Source organism: Glaciecola sp. HA4-3 (assembly GCF_055693685.1).
Genome location: NZ_CM146340.1, coordinates 1960083 through 1977227 on the forward strand (window position 1 = coordinate 1960083; position 17145 = coordinate 1977227).

A 17145-nucleotide genomic window follows, 5' to 3' on the forward strand; every position below is an offset into this window, starting at 1 on the left:
AACAGTGGTACAGTATTGTTAATAAACAAAAACTCGCGCGTAGTACCACGCTTATAATAAAGAGAACATGTATGGAAAATGTCGGCATTTTATCAATTGATCAAGGCACAACGTCAAGTCGTGCGATTGTTTTTTCGCTTGATGGTAAACAAAAGAGTGTTGCACAACTGGAGTTCGCTCAGCACTACCCTGCCAATGGTTGGGTTGAACATGACCCAGAAGAAATTTGGGCAAGCACACTAGATACATGCAAAACAGCTTTAAAAGAAGCCGCTGATAAAGGCATTGAGACAAAATGCATTGGTATTACTAATCAACGTGAAACAACGTTAGTCTGGAACCGTGAAACTGGCAAAGCTATTTATCCTGCCATTGTCTGGCAAGATGGCCGAACGGCAAATTATTGTAATAGCATTATCGATGCTCAAGATATGGTGAAATCCAAAACAGGCTTGTTGCTTGACCCCTATTTCTCTGCGAGCAAAATTAAATGGATACTTGATGAAGTCGACGGGGCTAGGCATTTAGCAAGCAAAGGAAAGTTAGCATTTGGAACAGTGGATACCTTTTTGATATGGCGGCTCACCAACGGAAAATCACATGTTACCGACGCGACAAATGCCAGTAGAACAAATTTATTTAACATTCATACACAACAATGGGATGAAGAACTCTTATCCCTTTTCAATATCCCCAAAAGTATACTGCCAGAAGTATTAGATTGTGCCGCAGATTTTGGCACAAGTGCACAAGATGTATTGGGATATTGTCTACCGATTTCTGGCGTGGCTGGAGACCAACAAGCGGCGCTTATTGGTCAATCTTGCTTTTGCGCAGGCGACCTAAAAAGTACTTATGGGACAGGATGTTTTGCTTTGCTTAATACAGGCTCACAAGCAGTAGATTCTCAGCATAAATTGTTAACAACCGTCGCATACCGCTTGAATGGGCAAACAACATATGCTTTGGAGGGAGCTATTTTTACTGCTGGTGCAAATATTCAATGGCTTCGAGATGGTATTGGCGTGCTTGAGCACGCTAAACAAAGTCAAGTCCTAGCGCAGTCTCTTGATTATGATCACGGCGTATTTTTAGTACCAGGATTTGCAGGCTTAGGCGCGCCTCACTGGAACCCCAACGCCCGAGCCAGTTTATTTGGTATGACACGTGGTACAGGCCCTGCTCATTTTGCACGTGCAGCGCTAGAGGCCGTTTGCTATCAAACACATGAACTATTAAATGCGATGAAAAATGATGGTATGCCATCAACTAATGTATGGGTAGATGGCGGAATGGTCGCTAACGATTGGTTGTGCCAATTTTTAGCTGATATTTTACAAGTGGATGTACAACGCCCAAAAATGATGGAATCAACCGCTCAAGGAGCCGCTTTTTTAGCAGGGCTTCAACTAGGACTATACAGTTCTCTAGAGGATATTAAAGCTTTGAAGCAAAAAGACCGGGTGTTTACGCCCGAATTATCAAATAAGACAAGGCAACGATTGCTAGATAAGTGGGCAATGGCAGTGCAAGCTACCTTAGCATTTGCTAAACCTTAAGGCTTTTTGGAAAACAAAACATAAATAAAAAATGGTGCCCCTAAGCTTGCAGTGAGCATAGAAAGGGGCACTTGCGTAGTAAAAAACCATTCGTTAATAATTGCGCATGCCAATATTATACAGGCGCCTAGTAAAGCGGATAAGGCGATAACTTGCTTGTTATCGTATCCGTGTAATTTACGTACTGCGTGAGGCACTAATAGACCAAGAAAGGCAATTGACCCTGCAATCGATACACTCGCCCCGACGACCAAGGCAACTAGCCAAAATATGTGTTTTTGTACTAGTTTGGCATCGACACCTGCTGCAAATGCGGCTTTTTCACCCAAATATAATTTATTCAAAGTGTCTGATTGGCGGTATAAATAATATAGTCCGATAATTATTATTAGCCCGCTAACACTCAAGCTAGCATAGTCTGTATAGCGTAAACTCCCCATCAACCAAAAGGTAAGGCTTTGCAGTGCTTGCGCTGGAGCAAGCAGATATAGCCAGCCAATCATTGCGCTAAATACCGTAGAGATAGCAATGCCTGCAAGAATAAAACTTGAAACACTAGGGCCAATTCGTTTAGCAACGATATAGATAAGAAAGCCACTCAAACTTGCGCCAACAAAACACATCAATGGCAAAAAATAAATACTATAGCGATATAACTGTTCAGTTGGGAAAAACCCCAAACTGCTAAAAACGATTAAAAAAATAGCGGCACATAAACTTGCGCCACTTGATACCCCAATAATCCCAGGGTCTGCGAGCGGATTTCGAAGACAAACTTGTAAAGCAGCCGATGCGCTGGCAATGCCACTGCCCACTATAATCGCAGTTAGCGCAATAGGTAGCTTTATTGTCACTAAAATATGCCATTCTTGAGCAAAGTTACCCGTATATAAATTCGGTAACAAGTACAATATCAATAGCGTAATTAACAGCCCAAAATAACTAGACATAACGCGCTTTTAGGCCTTGATAAAAGGATGGCTGGTTTCGATTTTTTTATTAAGCCGTCACTTGCTTGTTCTATTAAATTTAATACTAATTCAAAGCCTTTATTTCCACCGTAATAGGGGTCAGGAACTTCAGTGTATTTAGTATTAGCATATGACATAAACAAGGATATTTTATGTTGATACTGACTTGGGCATTCAGCAATTAAATCTTCTAGATTGCTTTTATCCATGGCTATGATGTAGTCAAAATCGCTAAAATCACGCACTGATACTTTTCGGCACTTTAGTTTAGACATATCATAACCATGTGCATCAGCGACTTTTGAAGAGCGCTTGTCGGGAGCTGATCCAATATGAAAACCCGCGGTTCCTGCTGAATCAATTGTTAGTGTGAGCCCTTTGCTAATCGATTTAGTTTTAAATACCGCTTCGGCGGTAGGTGAGCGACATATATTGCCTAAACAAACAAATAAAACAGATAACGAAGACTGCATGATGGTGCGTCCCTTGCAAATACAGCGATAATGAGGTCGTTAGTATAAGAGAATCTTACATGTAATGCATTATTTGCTACCTTTTAAGTGCATGTTTTTGCGCTTAAGATCATCTTCTCGCTTTACCAATACAAAGGTTAAAAACATCTTAGTGGGCAAAGACATTATCATACCAATGGCAACACAGCAGGCACTTATTATCATACCTTTTACACCCATCTGTCCGATTGTTTGACTATATAAATGAAAATATATCCCCAACAATATTAGGCAAAAACCTGCTATCATTACTATCTTTAGTAACAAAATAAGTGCTTTATCAGACATAAGTAACCCCAAACTTCAACATTGAAAACGAAAACGATAATGTCGGTTTATTCTATATTCATGGCTGAGCAATGAGCTTGATTTACATCATTATTTAAAAGGAAACTTATGAAAGTATTAATGTTAAGTAGTTCTAAATACACGAACCACGGATACTTAGAATACGCATTGAGCTGGATTGATGACATCCTCGCGCAAACAAAAGATATCTTATTTATACCTTATGCAGGGGTTACCATTAGTTGGGATGCGTACACCCAAAATGTTCAAAACGCCTTACCCCATTTATCGATTACAGGTATTCACCAACATCACAGCCCAATTGAAGCGATAAACAATGCCAAAGCTATTATGGTCGGGGGAGGAAATACGTTTCATTTGCTTCACCATATCTATCAATACAATTTAGTCGATGTCATTGTAAATCGAGTCAATCAAGAAGTGCCTTATATAGGATGGAGCGCTGGCTCAAACATATGCGGCGCCAGCATTAAAACCACTAATGATATGCCCATCATTGATGTGCCTTCATTTACTGCTTTTGGGTTTATTAGCGCGCAAATCAACCCTCATTATACCGATGAAAAAATTGAAGGTTTTCATGGTGAAACAAGAGACCAACGTATCGCAGAGTTTTGCATGATTAACCCGATAACCCCCGTTATTGGTATACGGGAGGGGACCGGGTTATTATTACAAGATAACAAACTTAAGTTAATGGGCGAACTTGATGGCGTTATTTTTGAAAGTGATAAAAAGCTGTTAATTACTCAACAACATGATTTAACTGAATATATCTAAAAATTCTGCACTAATCTTAAGCTCGGCATTGGCTGGTGATATTCTATTTGGAAAGTATGGTACATCAGCTAACAACGGTGCATTTATTAATGACTGCAATGCTATTTTGTTTTCTGTGTAATTCATCATATGTTCATCAACATGATTGGCAATCCATCCCACACATTCAAGTCCATCATTTGTAATTGCTTCATAACTTAGTAAGGCATGATTTAAACAACCTAACCTCATCCCTACTACTAAAATAACCTTCATCTTATGTTGCTTTACATAATCCGAGAAAAACAAACCGTCATTATTGAGCGGTAACCGCCACCCACCTGCTCCCTCAACTAACATGCAACTAGGAGAAAATTGCTGGGCTTTTTGTAAATCTTGGGCCAAGGCTTCAAGGGTGATTTGTTGACCGGTTGATTGCGCTGCAATATGAGGCGCAATGGGCGGTTCAAAAGCTATCGGGTTAGTAATTTCATATGGAACACTGATAGAACTTGCAGCTTGCAAGACCAATGCATCATCATTTCTTAATCCATGCTGTGTATTCTGGCATCCTGCCGAGATGGGTTTAAGCCCTAAATTATCGATACCCAGTTGTCCTAATTTTTGCAAAATTAATTCACTCACCAAGGTTTTACCGACATCGGTATCAGTTCCAGTAATAAAAAATGTCTTCATAAAATACTTAACTCGCCATTCATTGAGGGTTTTGATATTGATAGGAAAAGAACGTGGTAATCAAGTTCAAATATTTCACCTTGATTCTTAATATCGCTTCTGTCTTGAGTCAAGGCTAGTTCGATAGTCTTTAGCTCTTGCTTTGAAATTGATGGCTTGTATTTATTGTCCAGCTTAACGTTAGCACCGACATTTTTGACTGAGCGTAAAAGACTCAACAAATTTTTGTGCTGCGTACAAAATACCTTTTGTTGATAAGACACTTCAGCAGGCAACTGCGCGGCACAACTAATCCACTGTTGTGAGGAAATAAAATAGTTTAAGCGGCTTTTGTAGCCTGAAGATGCATATGCGTTGTGCACCTTAGAAAATGAATCACCAGACAAGAGCGCGAGCATTGCATAACCATTAGGTTTAAGTACTCGATATACTTCATTAATCACCGCTTCAGGTGACTCACACCATTGCAGGGCCATTGAAGAATAAATCGCATCAATACTACTAGTTGCAAATGGTAAATGCTCTGCATCACCTTGGCAAAAATACGATTTTTGCATTCTTTTTTCGGCTGTGTTTTGGGCGTTTAATTTAGCTTGGTCAAGCATCGCTTTTGATAAATCAAGTCCAACAAGCGTAGAAAACTCTTGTCCTAATTGATGAAAACTATGTCCTGTACCGCATCCAATATCAAGAAAGCTATGCTTGTTTGAAGCATTAGCACTTTGCAGTTCAGTAAATATGATTTGCCCAAAATCAGCAATTTGCTTTTGAACAAATGAATGCTCATCGTATTGCTGTGCTGCCTTGCCAAAGCTATCTCCAAGAATTTGTTTATAGTTTTTTTGCAAACTTTGCGATGCAATATCATCATCTTTGTTAGTGCTTGCATCCATCTATGATTTACCCATTGAGCTAAGCTTGAGCCCAAACTGTTTCTCAATGCTAGGCAAAGTAATACTGATCCCTTCAACTAAGGCATGTATGTCTTGTTCTGCATGTAAAGATGATAAGGTAACTCGCAATCTATCGGTATTAGCAGGTACAGTAGGTGTGCGAATAGCAGGCACCCAAAGTCCTAATTGTGCTAATGCTTGGCTAAATGCAACGCATGCTTGCGGGTGTCCAATAATGACGGGCTGTATAGCCGAAAGTGACGGCATTATGGGTAAACCATTTTGCTTAGCTAAGCGGGTAAATAACGCAATGTTATTAAGCAGTTTATGCCGTTTGTCGGATTGCCCAACAAGTGCTAAAGAAACTCTTGTTGCCCGAGCTTGAGCAGCACTAAATGCGGTGCTATAAACATAGTGGCGACTAAAATTAATCATATATTCTATCAACATCTCAGAACCAGCAACGAACGCGCCACCAGTGCCTAAAGCCTTGCCAAATGTACCCATTAAAATATCAACATTTGGTTTTTTTGCTTCGCCAGTATCAAGGGTGCCATAGCCATCTTTTCCAATAACGCCGATAGCATGTGCATCATCAACAAGCAACAAAGGCTTTGAAGAAGTACTTGGGTATTGCTGGTCAAGCATATCGCTTATGGCGCTTATATTGCCCTTGTCACCATCCATGCTAAATATGCCTTCTGTCGCAACAAGCGTATGGTGAGATTTGGGGTCCAATTTTTGCTGCGCGTGTGCAATATCATTATGTTTATATCGTACAAAATTTGCCTGAGTGCCAAGCGCGCCTTCAACAAAAGAAGCATGCATAAACTTATCTGCTACGATTTGCATACGTTCATCACTATCAGCTTTCTTTGACAAGCCAGAACCGGCAAACAAAGCATGACAAATAGCCTGATTAGCAGCAAAACCGCTAGTAAACAAAATAGTCCTAGGCATGTTATACAGCTCACACAAATCATCTTCTAATAAACGGTGTTCACGACTATAACCGGTTACCACAGACGATGCCGTGCTACCACTACCATACAGACTCAAGCCTTCAGTAAATGCTTGTAAAACTTGTTCATCTTGACTTAGGCCCAAATAATCATTACTGGCAAAATTTAAATAATGCTTACCTGATAGCTCAATGAGGCCCTGATAGTTCCTATCAATAGGCACTTGCTTGCGATATAAACCCTGCGAACGTCTGTTTTTAAGCGCCTGCGCTAAATACTCAAACGCCATCTGTGACTAACTTTTTGCCATTTGTTTATTAAGCGATGTTTGAGTCGCGTCAATAAACAATGAGCCATTGGCCTTTTCAGCATTTGCTTGTTCAATTTCATCGTGCAATACAGCCGAATACGCCTCGTCAGAATATGTGCGTGTTTTTTGTGAGTTAATACCTAATTTATTAAACAATTGTACATCTTCGTGTGTTTCAGGATTAGAAGTGGTGAGTAGCTTGCATCCATAGAATATTGAGTTTGCACCTGCCAAGAAACAAAGAGCTTGTATCTGCTCATTCATTGATTCTCTTCCTGCAGAGAGCCTAACATATGATGCAGGCATCATAATTCTGGCAATCGCGATGGTGCGGATGAACTCAAATGGCTCCAAGTCATCTACACTGTCTAGTGGTGTACCCTTCACTTTCACTAGCATGTTAATTGGTACACTTTCTGGGTGGCGGGGCAAATTTGCCAACTGAATCAATAAACCAGAACGGTCATCTGCATTTTCGCCCATGCCTACGATTCCGCCCGAGCATACATGCATGCCAGCTTTGCGAACATTATCTAAGGTGTCGAGTCTATCTTGGTATGTACGCGTAGTAATAATGTCGCCATAGTACTCTGGTGAGGTATCGAGGTTATGATTATAATAATCAAGCCCCGCTTGTTTTAACGAAAGCGCTTGCTCAGTACTTAACATACCTAGGGTCATACATGTCTCAAGGCCAAGCTTTTTAACCTCTTTAACCATGTCCTTTACATAAGGCATATCGCGGTCTTTTGGGTTACGCCATGCAGCTCCCATACAAAACCTAGTCGAGCCTGCTGCTTTGGCTTCTTTTGCACGCTCGATAACTTTTTTAATCTCTAGAAGGCGCTCTTTTTCAAGCCCTGTGTCATAACGTGCGCTTTGTGGACAATATTTACAGTCCTCAGGACAAGCCCCAGTTTTAATTGACAGTAGCGTGCTTACTTGAACATGATTTGGGTCAAAATGTGCACGATGCACCGTTTGGGCCATAAACATTAAATCATTGAAAGGCATTGCATACATTGCATTAACTTCTTCTAGCGTCCAATCATGGCGAATATTTGTTTTTTGATGACCCAGTGGGTCAGACTCAAGATTGCGCTTAGGGGTAGCTGTGTTCATATATAAACTCACAAAACTGTTTACTCTTAGAGGGTTACGCTCTAGTCTATGTGGCATCCCCTTTTTGTCAATCTAATTTAATTAGTAAACTTTACTTTAGGTTAAATTTTGAACAGTAGAAGCACGACTTTATCCAACGTAGAATTCGATAAACGCCATATCTGGCACCCTTATACTTCATCTGTAGACCCTTTACCTTGCTACGAAGTGGTAGGAGCACATGATGTCTATTTTTCACTCTCAAGTGGTGAACAAATAGTCGATGGGATGTCGTCTTGGTGGGCAGCAATACATGGCTATAATCACCCTGAGTTAAACCAAGCCGCACATTCTCAGATTGATAGTTTTTCACATGTCATGTTTGGTGGTATTACCCATCAACCAGCAATCGATTTATGTAGAAAACTCATTGATATCAGTCCCGATGGATTAGAAAGAGTCTTCTTGGCAGATTCTGGCTCAGTGTCGGTGGAAGTCGCGATAAAAATGGCAATGCAATATTGGGCTTGCCAAGGTCGAACCGATAAAAACAAGCTGCTTGCCCCACGTAGCGGATACCATGGCGATACTTTTGCTGCTATGGCAGTATGTGATCCAATTAACGGAATGCACTCTTTATTCAAAAAATCACTAATAGAACATTTTTTTGCTCCGGCCCCACAAACACGCTTTGATCAAACATGGAATCCGGATGATATTGCACCAATGAAAGACATATTGGAAAAAGAGCATCAACATATCGCTGCGCTTATTCTAGAGCCTGTTGTCCAAGGTGCTGGTGGGATGAGAATATATCATCCCGAATACCTTCGTGAATGCAGGCAACTGTGCGACCAATACGATGTGTTGTTAATTTGTGATGAAATCGCAACAGGATTTGGACGCACGGGCGAGCTGTTTGCTTGCGACCATGTAAATGTGAGCCCAGATATTATGTGCTTGGGCAAGGCATTAACTGGGGGATATATGACGATGGCTGCCACTTTATGCACTCAACAAGTTGCGCAAGGCGTATGTGAGGGCTCGCCTTAGTGTATTTATGCACGGTCCAACATTTATGGGCAACCCTCTAGCGTGTGCAGTAGCCAATGCTAGTATCGACTTATTGCTAAGCTATGACTGGCAAAATAAAGTAAAGCAGATTGAGCAACAGCTAATACAAGAGCTAACATGTTTATCTGGCCACGACGCAGTGGCAGATGTAAGGGTGCTAGGCGCCATCGGTGTAGTTGAGATGAAGCAGGCGGTTAACGTTGCCAACATACAAAAAGTATTTATCCAAAATGGGGCCTGGATCAGGCCCTTTGGTAAACTTGTGTATGTCATGCCACCTTTCATCTGCACACCACAGCACATTAAAACCTTGTGTGATGCAATCAAAGCCGGTGTTCAATCAGTGGCCTAATCAAAGGCCATGCTAAGCCGTAAATGGTGACAAACCTTTATTTATGTGGGTTTTCACCATTTCTAAATTCTGCCGCCATCAGCCCATGTTTTTTCATTAATTTATGCATGTCGGTACGATTACGACCTGCTAAATCTGAGGCTCTTGTCACATTGCCTTGTGTCATTTGAAGCAACTTACACAAATATTCATACTCAAAAGTGTCTCTAGCTTCAGTCAAGGTTGGCCAATGTTGACTCTCTTGCGAGAGCGCTTGTTCTACCAACGACGCGGGGATAGTAGCGCTTTGGGTAAGTGCAACACAACGTTCTACCACGTTGACTAGTTGACGAACATTACCAGGCCAATCAAACTTACTCATTAGACTAATTGCATCATCCGTAAACTTTGTCACCGAAATACCATGTTTTTCTGCACTTTGTCTCAACAGATGCTGCGCCAATATTGGGATATCTTCAAAACGTTCTTTTAGCGTAGGTATTTCTAAATTGACCACATTTAATCTGTAAAATAAATCTTCTCTAAACTCGCTTTCCTTCATCGCTTGTTCGAGGTCTCGATGTGTTGCTGAAATAATACGAACATCGACATTAATAGATTGAGTCGCACCTACTGGACGCACACTTCTTTCTTGCAAAACACGTAGGAGTTTGACTTGCAAAGCAACAGGCATATCGCCAATTTCGTCCAAAAACAGCGTACCACCATCAGCGTCCCTAAAGAGTCCTTGGGTATTTTGATGCGCGCCAGTATATGCGCCTTTCACATGGCCAAATAATTCAGACTCAAGTAGATTTTCAGGCAAGGCGCCGCAGTTAATCGCTACAAAAGGCTTTTCACTGCGATTACTCGCCTTATGAATGGCTTGTGCGAGTAATTCTTTACCTGTACCACTTGCCCCCGATAACAATACACTGACGTTTTTGTCAGCCACCTGCTCTGCTTGTTTGAGCAATCTAATCATCATAGGAGACTGCGTGACAATTTCTTCGCTCCACTCCCCCATTTCATGATTTTTGTTTTGACTGACCGCTCTGGTTAAGACCTTTTTAAGCTCAGTATGGTCAACAGGCTTGGTTAAAAAGCTATATACGCCTCGTTGTGTCGCTTCTACAGCTTCCTTAACACTGCCATGTGCCGTCATAATAATCACAGGTAAGTTTGGATGTTTTTGTAAAATTTCATCAAACAAACTCATGCCATCCATGCCTGGCATACGCAAATCACTAAGCACTACGTCATATACATTGTTATAAGTTAAACGTAATGCATGAGTGGCATTATTTACACTGGTTACTTCAAAGCCTTCGTTTTCTAGCCTAATTGACATTAACCTAAGTAAGGTCTCATCATCATCAACTAACAGTAATTTTGATTTTGCTTGCACAACGTCGTCGGTATTCAATGCCTGTTCCTATTCTTATTTTTTTCTAATAAATCCGTTTCGATTTTTAGTAACTGGTCTACTTGAGCTCTTTGTTTTTCTAAGGCTTCTTCGCTACCTTTTAACTCTTCTTGTATTGCTTTTAACTCGCCTTCTTGGCGCGCATTAACACTGCTTAATATCGTGATTGCTGACTCCAGCTCTAACATTTGCTTACTATTAGGGTAAATAAGATTTGTAAGTATGTTGGCAATGTCAGGCGCAAGACTATCACTTATCTGTGTAATTTGATTTTGCGCTCTCAAACGATAGCGATATGGTGTATCAGCAGGCTGACTTAACAGTATTTTTTGAATCACATGATAAGGCAGTACGTCATCAAGTTCAGCCATTGCTTCTTGACGAACAAGCCAATCAGTCTGGTTAGCTTGATAAGTAAAATCTAGCCAACTTTCAAGATCGCAAAACATCCCCATTTTGATTTTATCAATTTCAGTTTCACATAAATTTTTATCGACTTTTGGCGTCGTTACTACTGGCACATTTTCGGGCTTTGGTGACAAATCACACGCCCCTAAAAATAGCAGACTACTTATTACTGCTAAACACTTTTTCATTCTATTTGCCTCTTGCCATCATGGCATGATTCGATGCATATCTAGGCAATGTCACCCTAAAACATACATCAGCTTCCAGTACGTCGACAATTGCCACCTCACCTTTCAATAAGCGAGCGCAGTCATTTACTATAGATAGGCCTAAACCTGCGCCTACTACTTTATCATTTCTTGCATCTTGACCTCGTTTAAAAGGTTCAAAAATCTCTTTTCTTTGCTCAATCGTTATCTTCTTACCTTTATTAGTGACGTCAATAATAACGATGTCTTTATCTACTTCAACACGCACACCAATTGCAGAATGAACACTACCATGAGCAATCGCATTTGAAATTAAATTATCCATTGCTCGGCGTAATAACTCATGATCGGTTTCAAAATGAGTATCACTGGCCACTTCTAAGCGTAATTGTTGATCGTTCTGTGATAGAAGTAATGCATAATCTTGTTGGCACTCTTGCAGCATCTCATTCACGTTAACGCGTTCAAAGCTTGGTTCGGCTTGTTGCAATAAGGCGTTATAATCAAGCAATTTGACGATCAATAAATTTAGCCTATCGGTGGAAGAAATAAGTAAATTCACAATTTCTTGCTGTGTCGCACTTAATGAGCCCACCATACCTTTGTCTAGGATATCACATCCCTCTTTTATACTTGCCATCGGGGTTTTAAGTTCGTGAGAAGCATGTCGTAATAATGCTGTCCTGACTTTTTCAAGTTGCATCAATCGGTCGTTTAACCAATATAAATCTCGTTCAACTTCAATAAGTTCTTTAGGACCGGTATTAGCTTGGACAATAGGCAATTCAAGCTCATTGTTTGCAATGGCTTTAATGATGTGTTTTAGTTTATCAACGGGTTTTGTGATAAGTCGCGTTGCAAATAAAATGAGTATTAGCGACACAATCACAAGCGCAAAGGTAGAGTACCCTTGCCTGCTTCTCACCTCGCTTAATAACATTTCTTGATTATTAATGACTTTCGTAATGGCTGTTTGCACTTCAGTTCGAAGGGCTATTTCAGCTTGAGCCAGGCTTGCTAAATGAGCATCAAGTAACAATTCATCGTTAAAATTTCGATAATTACTTACTTGGGAGATTGCTTTTTGTAAACTTTCGCACGCTCGATTGCTGCCTAATCGGTCACATAAAATAGTGCGATATTCAGCATATGTCGCCAAGGCGTTCTCAGCCAAAACCTGAACTTGTGCTTCAGGCAAAATTTGATACGAGCGAATAAGCCTCTCTACATCACTACTTTGTCCTTCTAGTTTTCTAAGTTCACTTGTCATGAACATAAAAAACTCAGTGTTAGTTTCGGTGGTTTGTTCTAGCGATTCGAAGTCTTGCTGTGATTGCCATAACAAAACAATCAATGGAACCAGAGCAACAAAGAAGCTACCCAAAATCAACTGCTTTAACGAACGGATTTGCACACGAATATCCAACCTTCCTTTGAAAGGCTGTAGCATTGCAAATAAATGAAGAGGGTTCAAGCGCTTAATTAAAGCGCTTGGATACCGAGTTTGTATAGTTTTTATGATATCCAAGCTAAGGGGTCTTTAGTTAACCTTTTGTTAATTCACTTGCACTTAGCTCATCAAGACTAATAAAGCCGTCTTCGTTAAGGTCAATCTGATTAAACATTTCTAATAATTTACTATGCCCCGCTGCTTCTTTAAGAGAAATCAAACCATCTTGATCCTTATCTAAAGTCGCCATTAAACTTTCTTGAGCACTTGCTTGATTAAGCGCTGAGATTGCCTGAATAGCAACAACACTTGCGCCTATGATAATCAATTTTTTAGTGATGCTTGAGTTTGAGTCATTCATTGTTTTATTCCTTTTTAAGTCCCAGTAATAAAGTAATAACATGGGTTGCCTATTTATGTTGTGTAAGCAACGATAAGGATAATTACAAGTAACGTGCCAATAAGTTTTTATTATTATTTTTCAATACTTTACATATGATTACTGTTAATGAAAAATCTCAAAGTGTCGCGTATTAAAGACAGTAAATTAATAGGATATACGCTGTTTTCATAGAAAGAGTGCCAAGGCCTTTAAAAATGGGGATTTAAGAATGTAGCTTATCTGCAACCGTATTAACGACGCAATTGGTAGTATTTACATATTTACATATATAACAAGTAAACTAATTATTGAAATAGCGAATAAAATCATGAGATTAACTCCAAATCTGTCAGACTTCCTTCGATTTCTTGTTCGTCGTAAAAGCATAGTAAGGCCAGATAAAACTAAGCTGGCTTGTAAGAGCAACAACAAGTCATCTAAGTGTTCATTTGACCAAAAGTCGCGCCCCTCAATACCCCAATAATTTTGCACGCCAGTAATAAAATCAGGTCGAGCATAATGAAATGTCACCAGCGCCATCACTATAATAAACCAAGGCGACAATATTTAGGATGACAACACATTGATACAATACATCTTGTTTTCTAGACTGCTTACGTCGTTCAACATGACGTTTTGGAGGTTTTAACTGACTCTCATCAAAGCGAACATCGTCACTATTGGTTGATTTTTGATGCATTGGAGCATCTTTTTTGTCAACATTCGCTTTTATCGGAGTTTTATTGGACATATTGCTGTCTGAGTAGTGCCTTCGTTTAATGACTACAGTATACTACTATGATGCTTGTTGATAAGAAGTTTCTTTTTTACGTTAAAGCCTAATCGCTTAAATGACAAAACATTAATAGAAGCTGAGTCAAGGCATAAAGAAAATCACTTACACACTATAATTATTCAAAATTCATGGAGATTAACTATGACGATTGCCCCAGTCGCCGAGATCTTGGCTGGTAAACACTCCCAAGGAACTGTGGTAACGGTTCAAGGTTGGGTGCGCACAAAACGTGATTCAAAAGCAGGACTTTCTTTTATTGCATTACATGATGGAAGCTGTTTCGACCCTTTACAAGTCGTAGCCTTGAACTCATTGAATAATTACGAAGAGATAACGAAACTAACAACAGGTTGTTCTGTTGAGGTTACTGGTGCGTTAAAGAAGTCAGAAGGCAAAGGTCAAGCCTTAGAAATTGAAGCTGACACTGTAAGTATTGTTGGATGGGTGGAAAACCCTGACACCTACCCGATGGCCGCAAAACGTCATAGCATAGAGTATCTGCGTGAACATGCTCATTTACGCCCCAGAACAAATATTATCGGAGCAGTTACGCGGGTTAGAAACTGCTTATCTCAAGCCGTTCACCGCTTTTTTCATGAACGTGGATATTGCTGGATCAGCACGCCAATTTTAACCGCATCTGACACTGAAGGCGCAGGAGAAATGTTTAGAGTATCCACCTTGGATATGAACAACCTGCCACGCACCGATAAAGGCGATGTAGATTACAATCAAGACTTTTTTGGGAAGGAAACATTTTTAACTGTTTCTGGACAATTAAATGTAGAAACGTATTGCTCAGCAATGTCCAAGGTCTATACCTTTGGTCCAACATTTAGAGCTGAAAACTCAAATACTAGCCGACATTTGGCAGAGTTTTGGATGATTGAGCCAGAAGTTGCATTTGCAGATTTGGCGACTATTGCACAACTTTCTGAAGACTTACTTAAATACGTATTTGATGCGGTACTAAACGAACGCCCTGACGATATGGCGTTTTTTGAACAACGCGTAAACAAAGACGTTATAACGCGTATGCAATCGGTAATTGATTCTGAGTTTGTTAGAATGGATTACACAGATGCTATTGATATATTGCAAAAAAGTGGAAAGAGCTTTGAATTCCCTGTTCAATGGGGTGTTGATTTATCATCAGAACACGAACGTTATCTTGCTGAAGAACATGTTGGTGCACCAATCATTATGCAAAATTATCCAAAAGACATTAAAGCATTTTATATGCGCATCAATGATGATGGTAAAACTGTAGCTGCTATGGATGTCCTTGCACCTGGCATCGGTGAAATCATTGGGGGTTCCCAACGCGAAGAACGCTTGGATGTATTTGACGCAAGACTGAAAGAAATGAACTTGGACCCTCAGGACTATGCTTGGTATCGTGATTTGCGTCGCTATGGCACTGTGCCACACTCCGGTTTTGGACTTGGTTTTGAGCGCTTAGTTGCTTATGTGACTGGTGTACAAAATGTAAGAGACGTTATCCCTTTCCCTCGTACTCCCGGTAACGCACAATACTAGTGGTCTATGCAGTGGTGAGATCAGCCACTATGTAGTCAGATACACTAATAAAAACGCAGGTAAAATTACCTGCGTTTTTTATTTTTGATTAATATCATCTATCGATTTTTTATTAGTGACCTCCTAAGTCCCTATAAACAAGGGGTTTAGGATATTGCTAATAGTCACAAATATATTTAGTTACATTTGGCACATTCTTTGTAAACACTTAGTCATTACACTTAGCGTTAAATAATTTGCACTCCACTTTGCGATGGCTCATTAAAGGAATGAAAAAATGAAATCGATATTACTTAAGCTAGCTTCAATACTTGGCATAATTGCCGTAACTATTTTGCTAATGACTGGTATCAATGCTACAGCCGATGATAATAATGAAGAGCAAGCAGAAGATACAAGGCCATCGGTTTCAATCGAAACCCTTGTTCCAATTAATCATCAAGTCACTATTACCGGTTTTGGTGAAGTACAGCCTCTTGAAAGTACAAGCTTAGCAGCGCAAGTAAATGGTGAAGTGTTAAGTTGGAATCCGTCTTTTGTTGAAGGAGGCATCGTCAAACGAGGTGAAACCTTATTTACTATCGAAGCCGATGCTTATGAAGCAGCAGTGTTATTAGCACAAGCAGATATCTCGATGGCACAAGCGACTCTCACCGAAGAGCTCGCGCGGCAAAAAGTAGCCAAACGCGAGGCAAAATCGTTACCCACGGCACAAGTTAGTGACCTTTATTTAAGAAAGCCGCAAGTATTAAGCGCTCAAGCCCGTCTAAAATCTTCACAAGCAGCCTTGCGAATAGCACAACGAAATTTAGAAAAAACAATTGTAAAAGCCCCTTATGATGCCCTTGTTGTCTCTCGTGACATTGGAACTGGTCAATTTGTTAGCGCAGGAATGCGAGTCGCACAACTTAACAATATCGAAACTGCAGAAATAAAAGTACCAATTGCTGGGTTTGATAGCCCTTTCTTAGATTATCAAACTCAAAATGCTGAAGCCTTTGTTAGAGCGCAAGGTAATAGCAGTAATGAGCGTATTGCTTATGTAAATAGAAATCTTGGTTTAATTGACCAAGGCACGAGAATGCAACATTTAGTCATTAGAATAGATGACCCGTACGGTGTAAAAACGGCAAATACCGCCATTAAATTTGGTAGTTATGTAGAAGTTTCATTTGCAGGTATTGAGCTTCAAAATGTATATAAAGTGCCTCAGTCTTTGGTAAATAACAGACGCTTATGGGTAGTGGATGATGAAAATAGACTTCAAGCTCATGACGTAGAAGTTATTAGGGAAGAAGGAACGTATTTTTACATTAGCAGTGGTATTCAAGCGCAAGAAAAATTAGCGACTAACTTACCAGAATATCCGCAAAATGGTATGGAAGTAAAAGTACTTGAAGTACCAAGCTCTTCAAATACAGCAACAACTGTATTCTCAGCAAACGTCGGTAATTAGGG

General features: G+C 40.1%; 16 protein-coding genes and 1 pseudogene. 5 read left to right on the forward strand and 12 right to left on the reverse strand.

Annotated features, from left to right (window positions below; all coding sequences use genetic code 11):
• Positions 1–71 precede the first annotated feature (71 nt).
• On the forward strand, positions 72–1559 hold the full coding sequence (gene glpK, locus ACZ1G6_RS09310; RefSeq protein ID WP_472616054.1) for a glycerol kinase GlpK: 1488 nt from the start codon (positions 72–74) through the stop codon (positions 1557–1559).
• Here the strand turns inward: glpK and ACZ1G6_RS09315 are convergent.
• The 3 genes from ACZ1G6_RS09315 to ACZ1G6_RS09325 all read right to left on the reverse strand — a co-directional run bounded on the left by ACZ1G6_RS09315 (position 1556) and on the right by ACZ1G6_RS09325 (position 3330).
• The gene (locus ACZ1G6_RS09315; RefSeq protein WP_472616055.1) at positions 1556–2509 is read right to left on the reverse strand and encodes a FecCD family ABC transporter permease; all 954 of its coding nucleotides are present in this window, start codon (positions 2507–2509) and stop codon (positions 1556–1558) included. The two genes, glpK and ACZ1G6_RS09315, sit on opposite strands and share 4 nt — an antisense overlap.
• Entirely contained in the window at positions 2485–3003 is a 519-nt protein-coding gene (locus ACZ1G6_RS09320; RefSeq protein ID WP_472616056.1) for a low molecular weight protein-tyrosine-phosphatase, read from the reverse strand. The genes ACZ1G6_RS09315 and ACZ1G6_RS09320 overlap by 25 nt, the downstream gene beginning before the upstream one ends.
• Positions 3004–3072: 69 nt before the next feature.
• Positions 3073–3330, reverse strand: a complete 258-nt coding sequence (locus tag ACZ1G6_RS09325) for a hypothetical protein (RefSeq protein ID WP_472616057.1) — start codon at positions 3328–3330, stop codon at positions 3073–3075.
• A gap of 108 nt (positions 3331–3438) precedes the next feature.
• On the opposite strand from ACZ1G6_RS09325, the gene pepE reads away from it, so the two are divergent.
• Positions 3439–4131 carry a dipeptidase PepE gene (gene pepE / locus ACZ1G6_RS09330; protein WP_472616058.1) on the forward strand — a complete coding sequence of 231 codons (693 nt, stop codon included), beginning with the start codon at positions 3439–3441 and terminating at the stop codon, positions 4129–4131.
• Here the strand turns inward: pepE and bioD are convergent.
• Genes bioD through bioB form a run of 4 tightly spaced genes read right to left on the reverse strand, consistent with a single transcriptional unit; the run spans position 4114 to position 8093 of the window.
• The gene (bioD, locus tag ACZ1G6_RS09335; protein ID WP_472616059.1) at positions 4114–4806 is read right to left on the reverse strand and encodes a dethiobiotin synthase; all 693 of its coding nucleotides are present in this window, start codon (positions 4804–4806) and stop codon (positions 4114–4116) included. The two genes, pepE and bioD, sit on opposite strands and share 18 nt — an antisense overlap.
• Positions 4803–5699: a methyltransferase domain-containing protein gene (locus tag ACZ1G6_RS09340; protein ID WP_472616060.1), complete on the reverse strand. Its 897-nt coding sequence runs from the start codon at positions 5697–5699 to the stop codon at positions 4803–4805. Before ACZ1G6_RS09340 ends, bioD begins: the two co-directional genes overlap by 4 nt.
• Positions 5700–6950, reverse strand: a complete 1251-nt coding sequence (locus ACZ1G6_RS09345) for an aminotransferase class I/II-fold pyridoxal phosphate-dependent enzyme (RefSeq protein ID WP_472616061.1) — start codon at positions 6948–6950, stop codon at positions 5700–5702.
• A 6-nt stretch (positions 6951–6956) separates the two neighbouring features.
• Entirely contained in the window at positions 6957–8093 is a 1137-nt protein-coding gene (gene bioB, locus ACZ1G6_RS09350) for a biotin synthase BioB (protein WP_472616062.1), read from the reverse strand.
• A gap of 108 nt (positions 8094–8201) precedes the next feature.
• Between bioB and bioA the strand changes: the two are divergent.
• Positions 8202–9498: pseudogene (gene bioA, locus ACZ1G6_RS09355) on the forward strand (adenosylmethionine--8-amino-7-oxononanoate transaminase).
• A 37-nt stretch (positions 9499–9535) separates the two neighbouring features.
• Here bioA and ACZ1G6_RS09360 read toward each other — a convergent pair.
• The 5 genes from ACZ1G6_RS09360 to ACZ1G6_RS09380 form a co-directional block, all read right to left on the reverse strand.
• Positions 9536–10903, reverse strand: a complete 1368-nt coding sequence (locus ACZ1G6_RS09360) for a sigma 54-interacting transcriptional regulator (RefSeq protein ID WP_472616063.1) — start codon at positions 10901–10903, stop codon at positions 9536–9538.
• Positions 10900–11499 (reverse strand): hypothetical protein, encoded by a 600-nt coding sequence (locus ACZ1G6_RS09365; RefSeq protein ID WP_472616064.1) that lies wholly within the window; start codon positions 11497–11499, stop codon positions 10900–10902. The genes ACZ1G6_RS09360 and ACZ1G6_RS09365 overlap by 4 nt, the downstream gene beginning before the upstream one ends.
• A 1-nt stretch (position 11500) precedes the next feature.
• Positions 11501–13048 (reverse strand): sensor histidine kinase, encoded by a 1548-nt coding sequence (locus tag ACZ1G6_RS09370; RefSeq protein WP_472616065.1) that lies wholly within the window; start codon positions 13046–13048, stop codon positions 11501–11503.
• 16 nt (positions 13049–13064) lie between these two features.
• Complete coding sequence (locus ACZ1G6_RS09375; protein WP_472616066.1) at positions 13065–13331, reverse strand: EF-hand domain-containing protein; 267 nt, start codon at positions 13329–13331, stop codon at positions 13065–13067.
• A gap of 526 nt (positions 13332–13857) precedes the next feature.
• Positions 13858–14103, reverse strand: a complete 246-nt coding sequence (locus tag ACZ1G6_RS09380) for a hypothetical protein (RefSeq protein ID WP_472616067.1) — start codon at positions 14101–14103, stop codon at positions 13858–13860.
• A 186-nt stretch (positions 14104–14289) separates the two neighbouring features.
• Between ACZ1G6_RS09380 and asnS the strand changes: the two genes are divergently transcribed.
• Both asnS and ACZ1G6_RS09390 read left to right on the forward strand, forming a co-directional pair.
• On the forward strand, positions 14290–15687 hold the full coding sequence (gene asnS, locus ACZ1G6_RS09385; protein WP_472616068.1) for an asparagine--tRNA ligase: 1398 nt from the start codon (positions 14290–14292) through the stop codon (positions 15685–15687).
• Between the two features lie 277 nt (positions 15688–15964).
• Positions 15965–17143 carry an efflux RND transporter periplasmic adaptor subunit gene (locus ACZ1G6_RS09390; RefSeq protein WP_472616069.1) on the forward strand — a complete coding sequence of 393 codons (1179 nt, stop codon included), beginning with the start codon at positions 15965–15967 and terminating at the stop codon, positions 17141–17143.
• The last annotated feature ends 2 nt before the right edge of the window (positions 17144–17145 follow it).

What these genes read in the sequence shown, in the direction of transcription:
- glpK (WP_472616054.1), top strand. Translation starts at nt 72, where the DNA reads ATGGAAAATGTCGGCATTTTATCAATTGATCAAGGCACAACGTCAAGT.
- ACZ1G6_RS09315 (WP_472616055.1), bottom strand. Translation starts at nt 2,509, where the DNA reads ATGTCTAGTTATTTTGGGCTGTTAATTACGCTATTGATATTGTACTTG.
- ACZ1G6_RS09320 (WP_472616056.1), bottom strand. Translation starts at nt 3,003, where the DNA reads ATGCAGTCTTCGTTATCTGTTTTATTTGTTTGTTTAGGCAATATATGT.
- ACZ1G6_RS09325 (WP_472616057.1), bottom strand. Translation starts at nt 3,330, where the DNA reads ATGTCTGATAAAGCACTTATTTTGTTACTAAAGATAGTAATGATAGCA.
- pepE (WP_472616058.1), top strand. Translation starts at nt 3,439, where the DNA reads ATGAAAGTATTAATGTTAAGTAGTTCTAAATACACGAACCACGGATAC.
- bioD (WP_472616059.1), bottom strand. Translation starts at nt 4,806, where the DNA reads ATGAAGACATTTTTTATTACTGGAACTGATACCGATGTCGGTAAAACC.
- ACZ1G6_RS09340 (WP_472616060.1), bottom strand. Translation starts at nt 5,699, where the DNA reads ATGGATGCAAGCACTAACAAAGATGATGATATTGCATCGCAAAGTTTG.
- ACZ1G6_RS09345 (WP_472616061.1), bottom strand. Translation starts at nt 6,950, where the DNA reads ATGGCGTTTGAGTATTTAGCGCAGGCGCTTAAAAACAGACGTTCGCAG.
- bioB (WP_472616062.1), bottom strand. Translation starts at nt 8,093, where the DNA reads ATGAACACAGCTACCCCTAAGCGCAATCTTGAGTCTGACCCACTGGGT.
- ACZ1G6_RS09365 (WP_472616064.1), bottom strand. Translation starts at nt 11,499, where the DNA reads ATGAAAAAGTGTTTAGCAGTAATAAGTAGTCTGCTATTTTTAGGGGCG.
- ACZ1G6_RS09375 (WP_472616066.1), bottom strand. Translation starts at nt 13,331, where the DNA reads ATGAATGACTCAAACTCAAGCATCACTAAAAAATTGATTATCATAGGC.
- ACZ1G6_RS09380 (WP_472616067.1), bottom strand. Translation starts at nt 14,103, where the DNA reads ATGTCCAATAAAACTCCGATAAAAGCGAATGTTGACAAAAAAGATGCT.
- asnS (WP_472616068.1), top strand. Translation starts at nt 14,290, where the DNA reads ATGACGATTGCCCCAGTCGCCGAGATCTTGGCTGGTAAACACTCCCAA.
- ACZ1G6_RS09390 (WP_472616069.1), top strand. Translation starts at nt 15,965, where the DNA reads ATGAAATCGATATTACTTAAGCTAGCTTCAATACTTGGCATAATTGCC.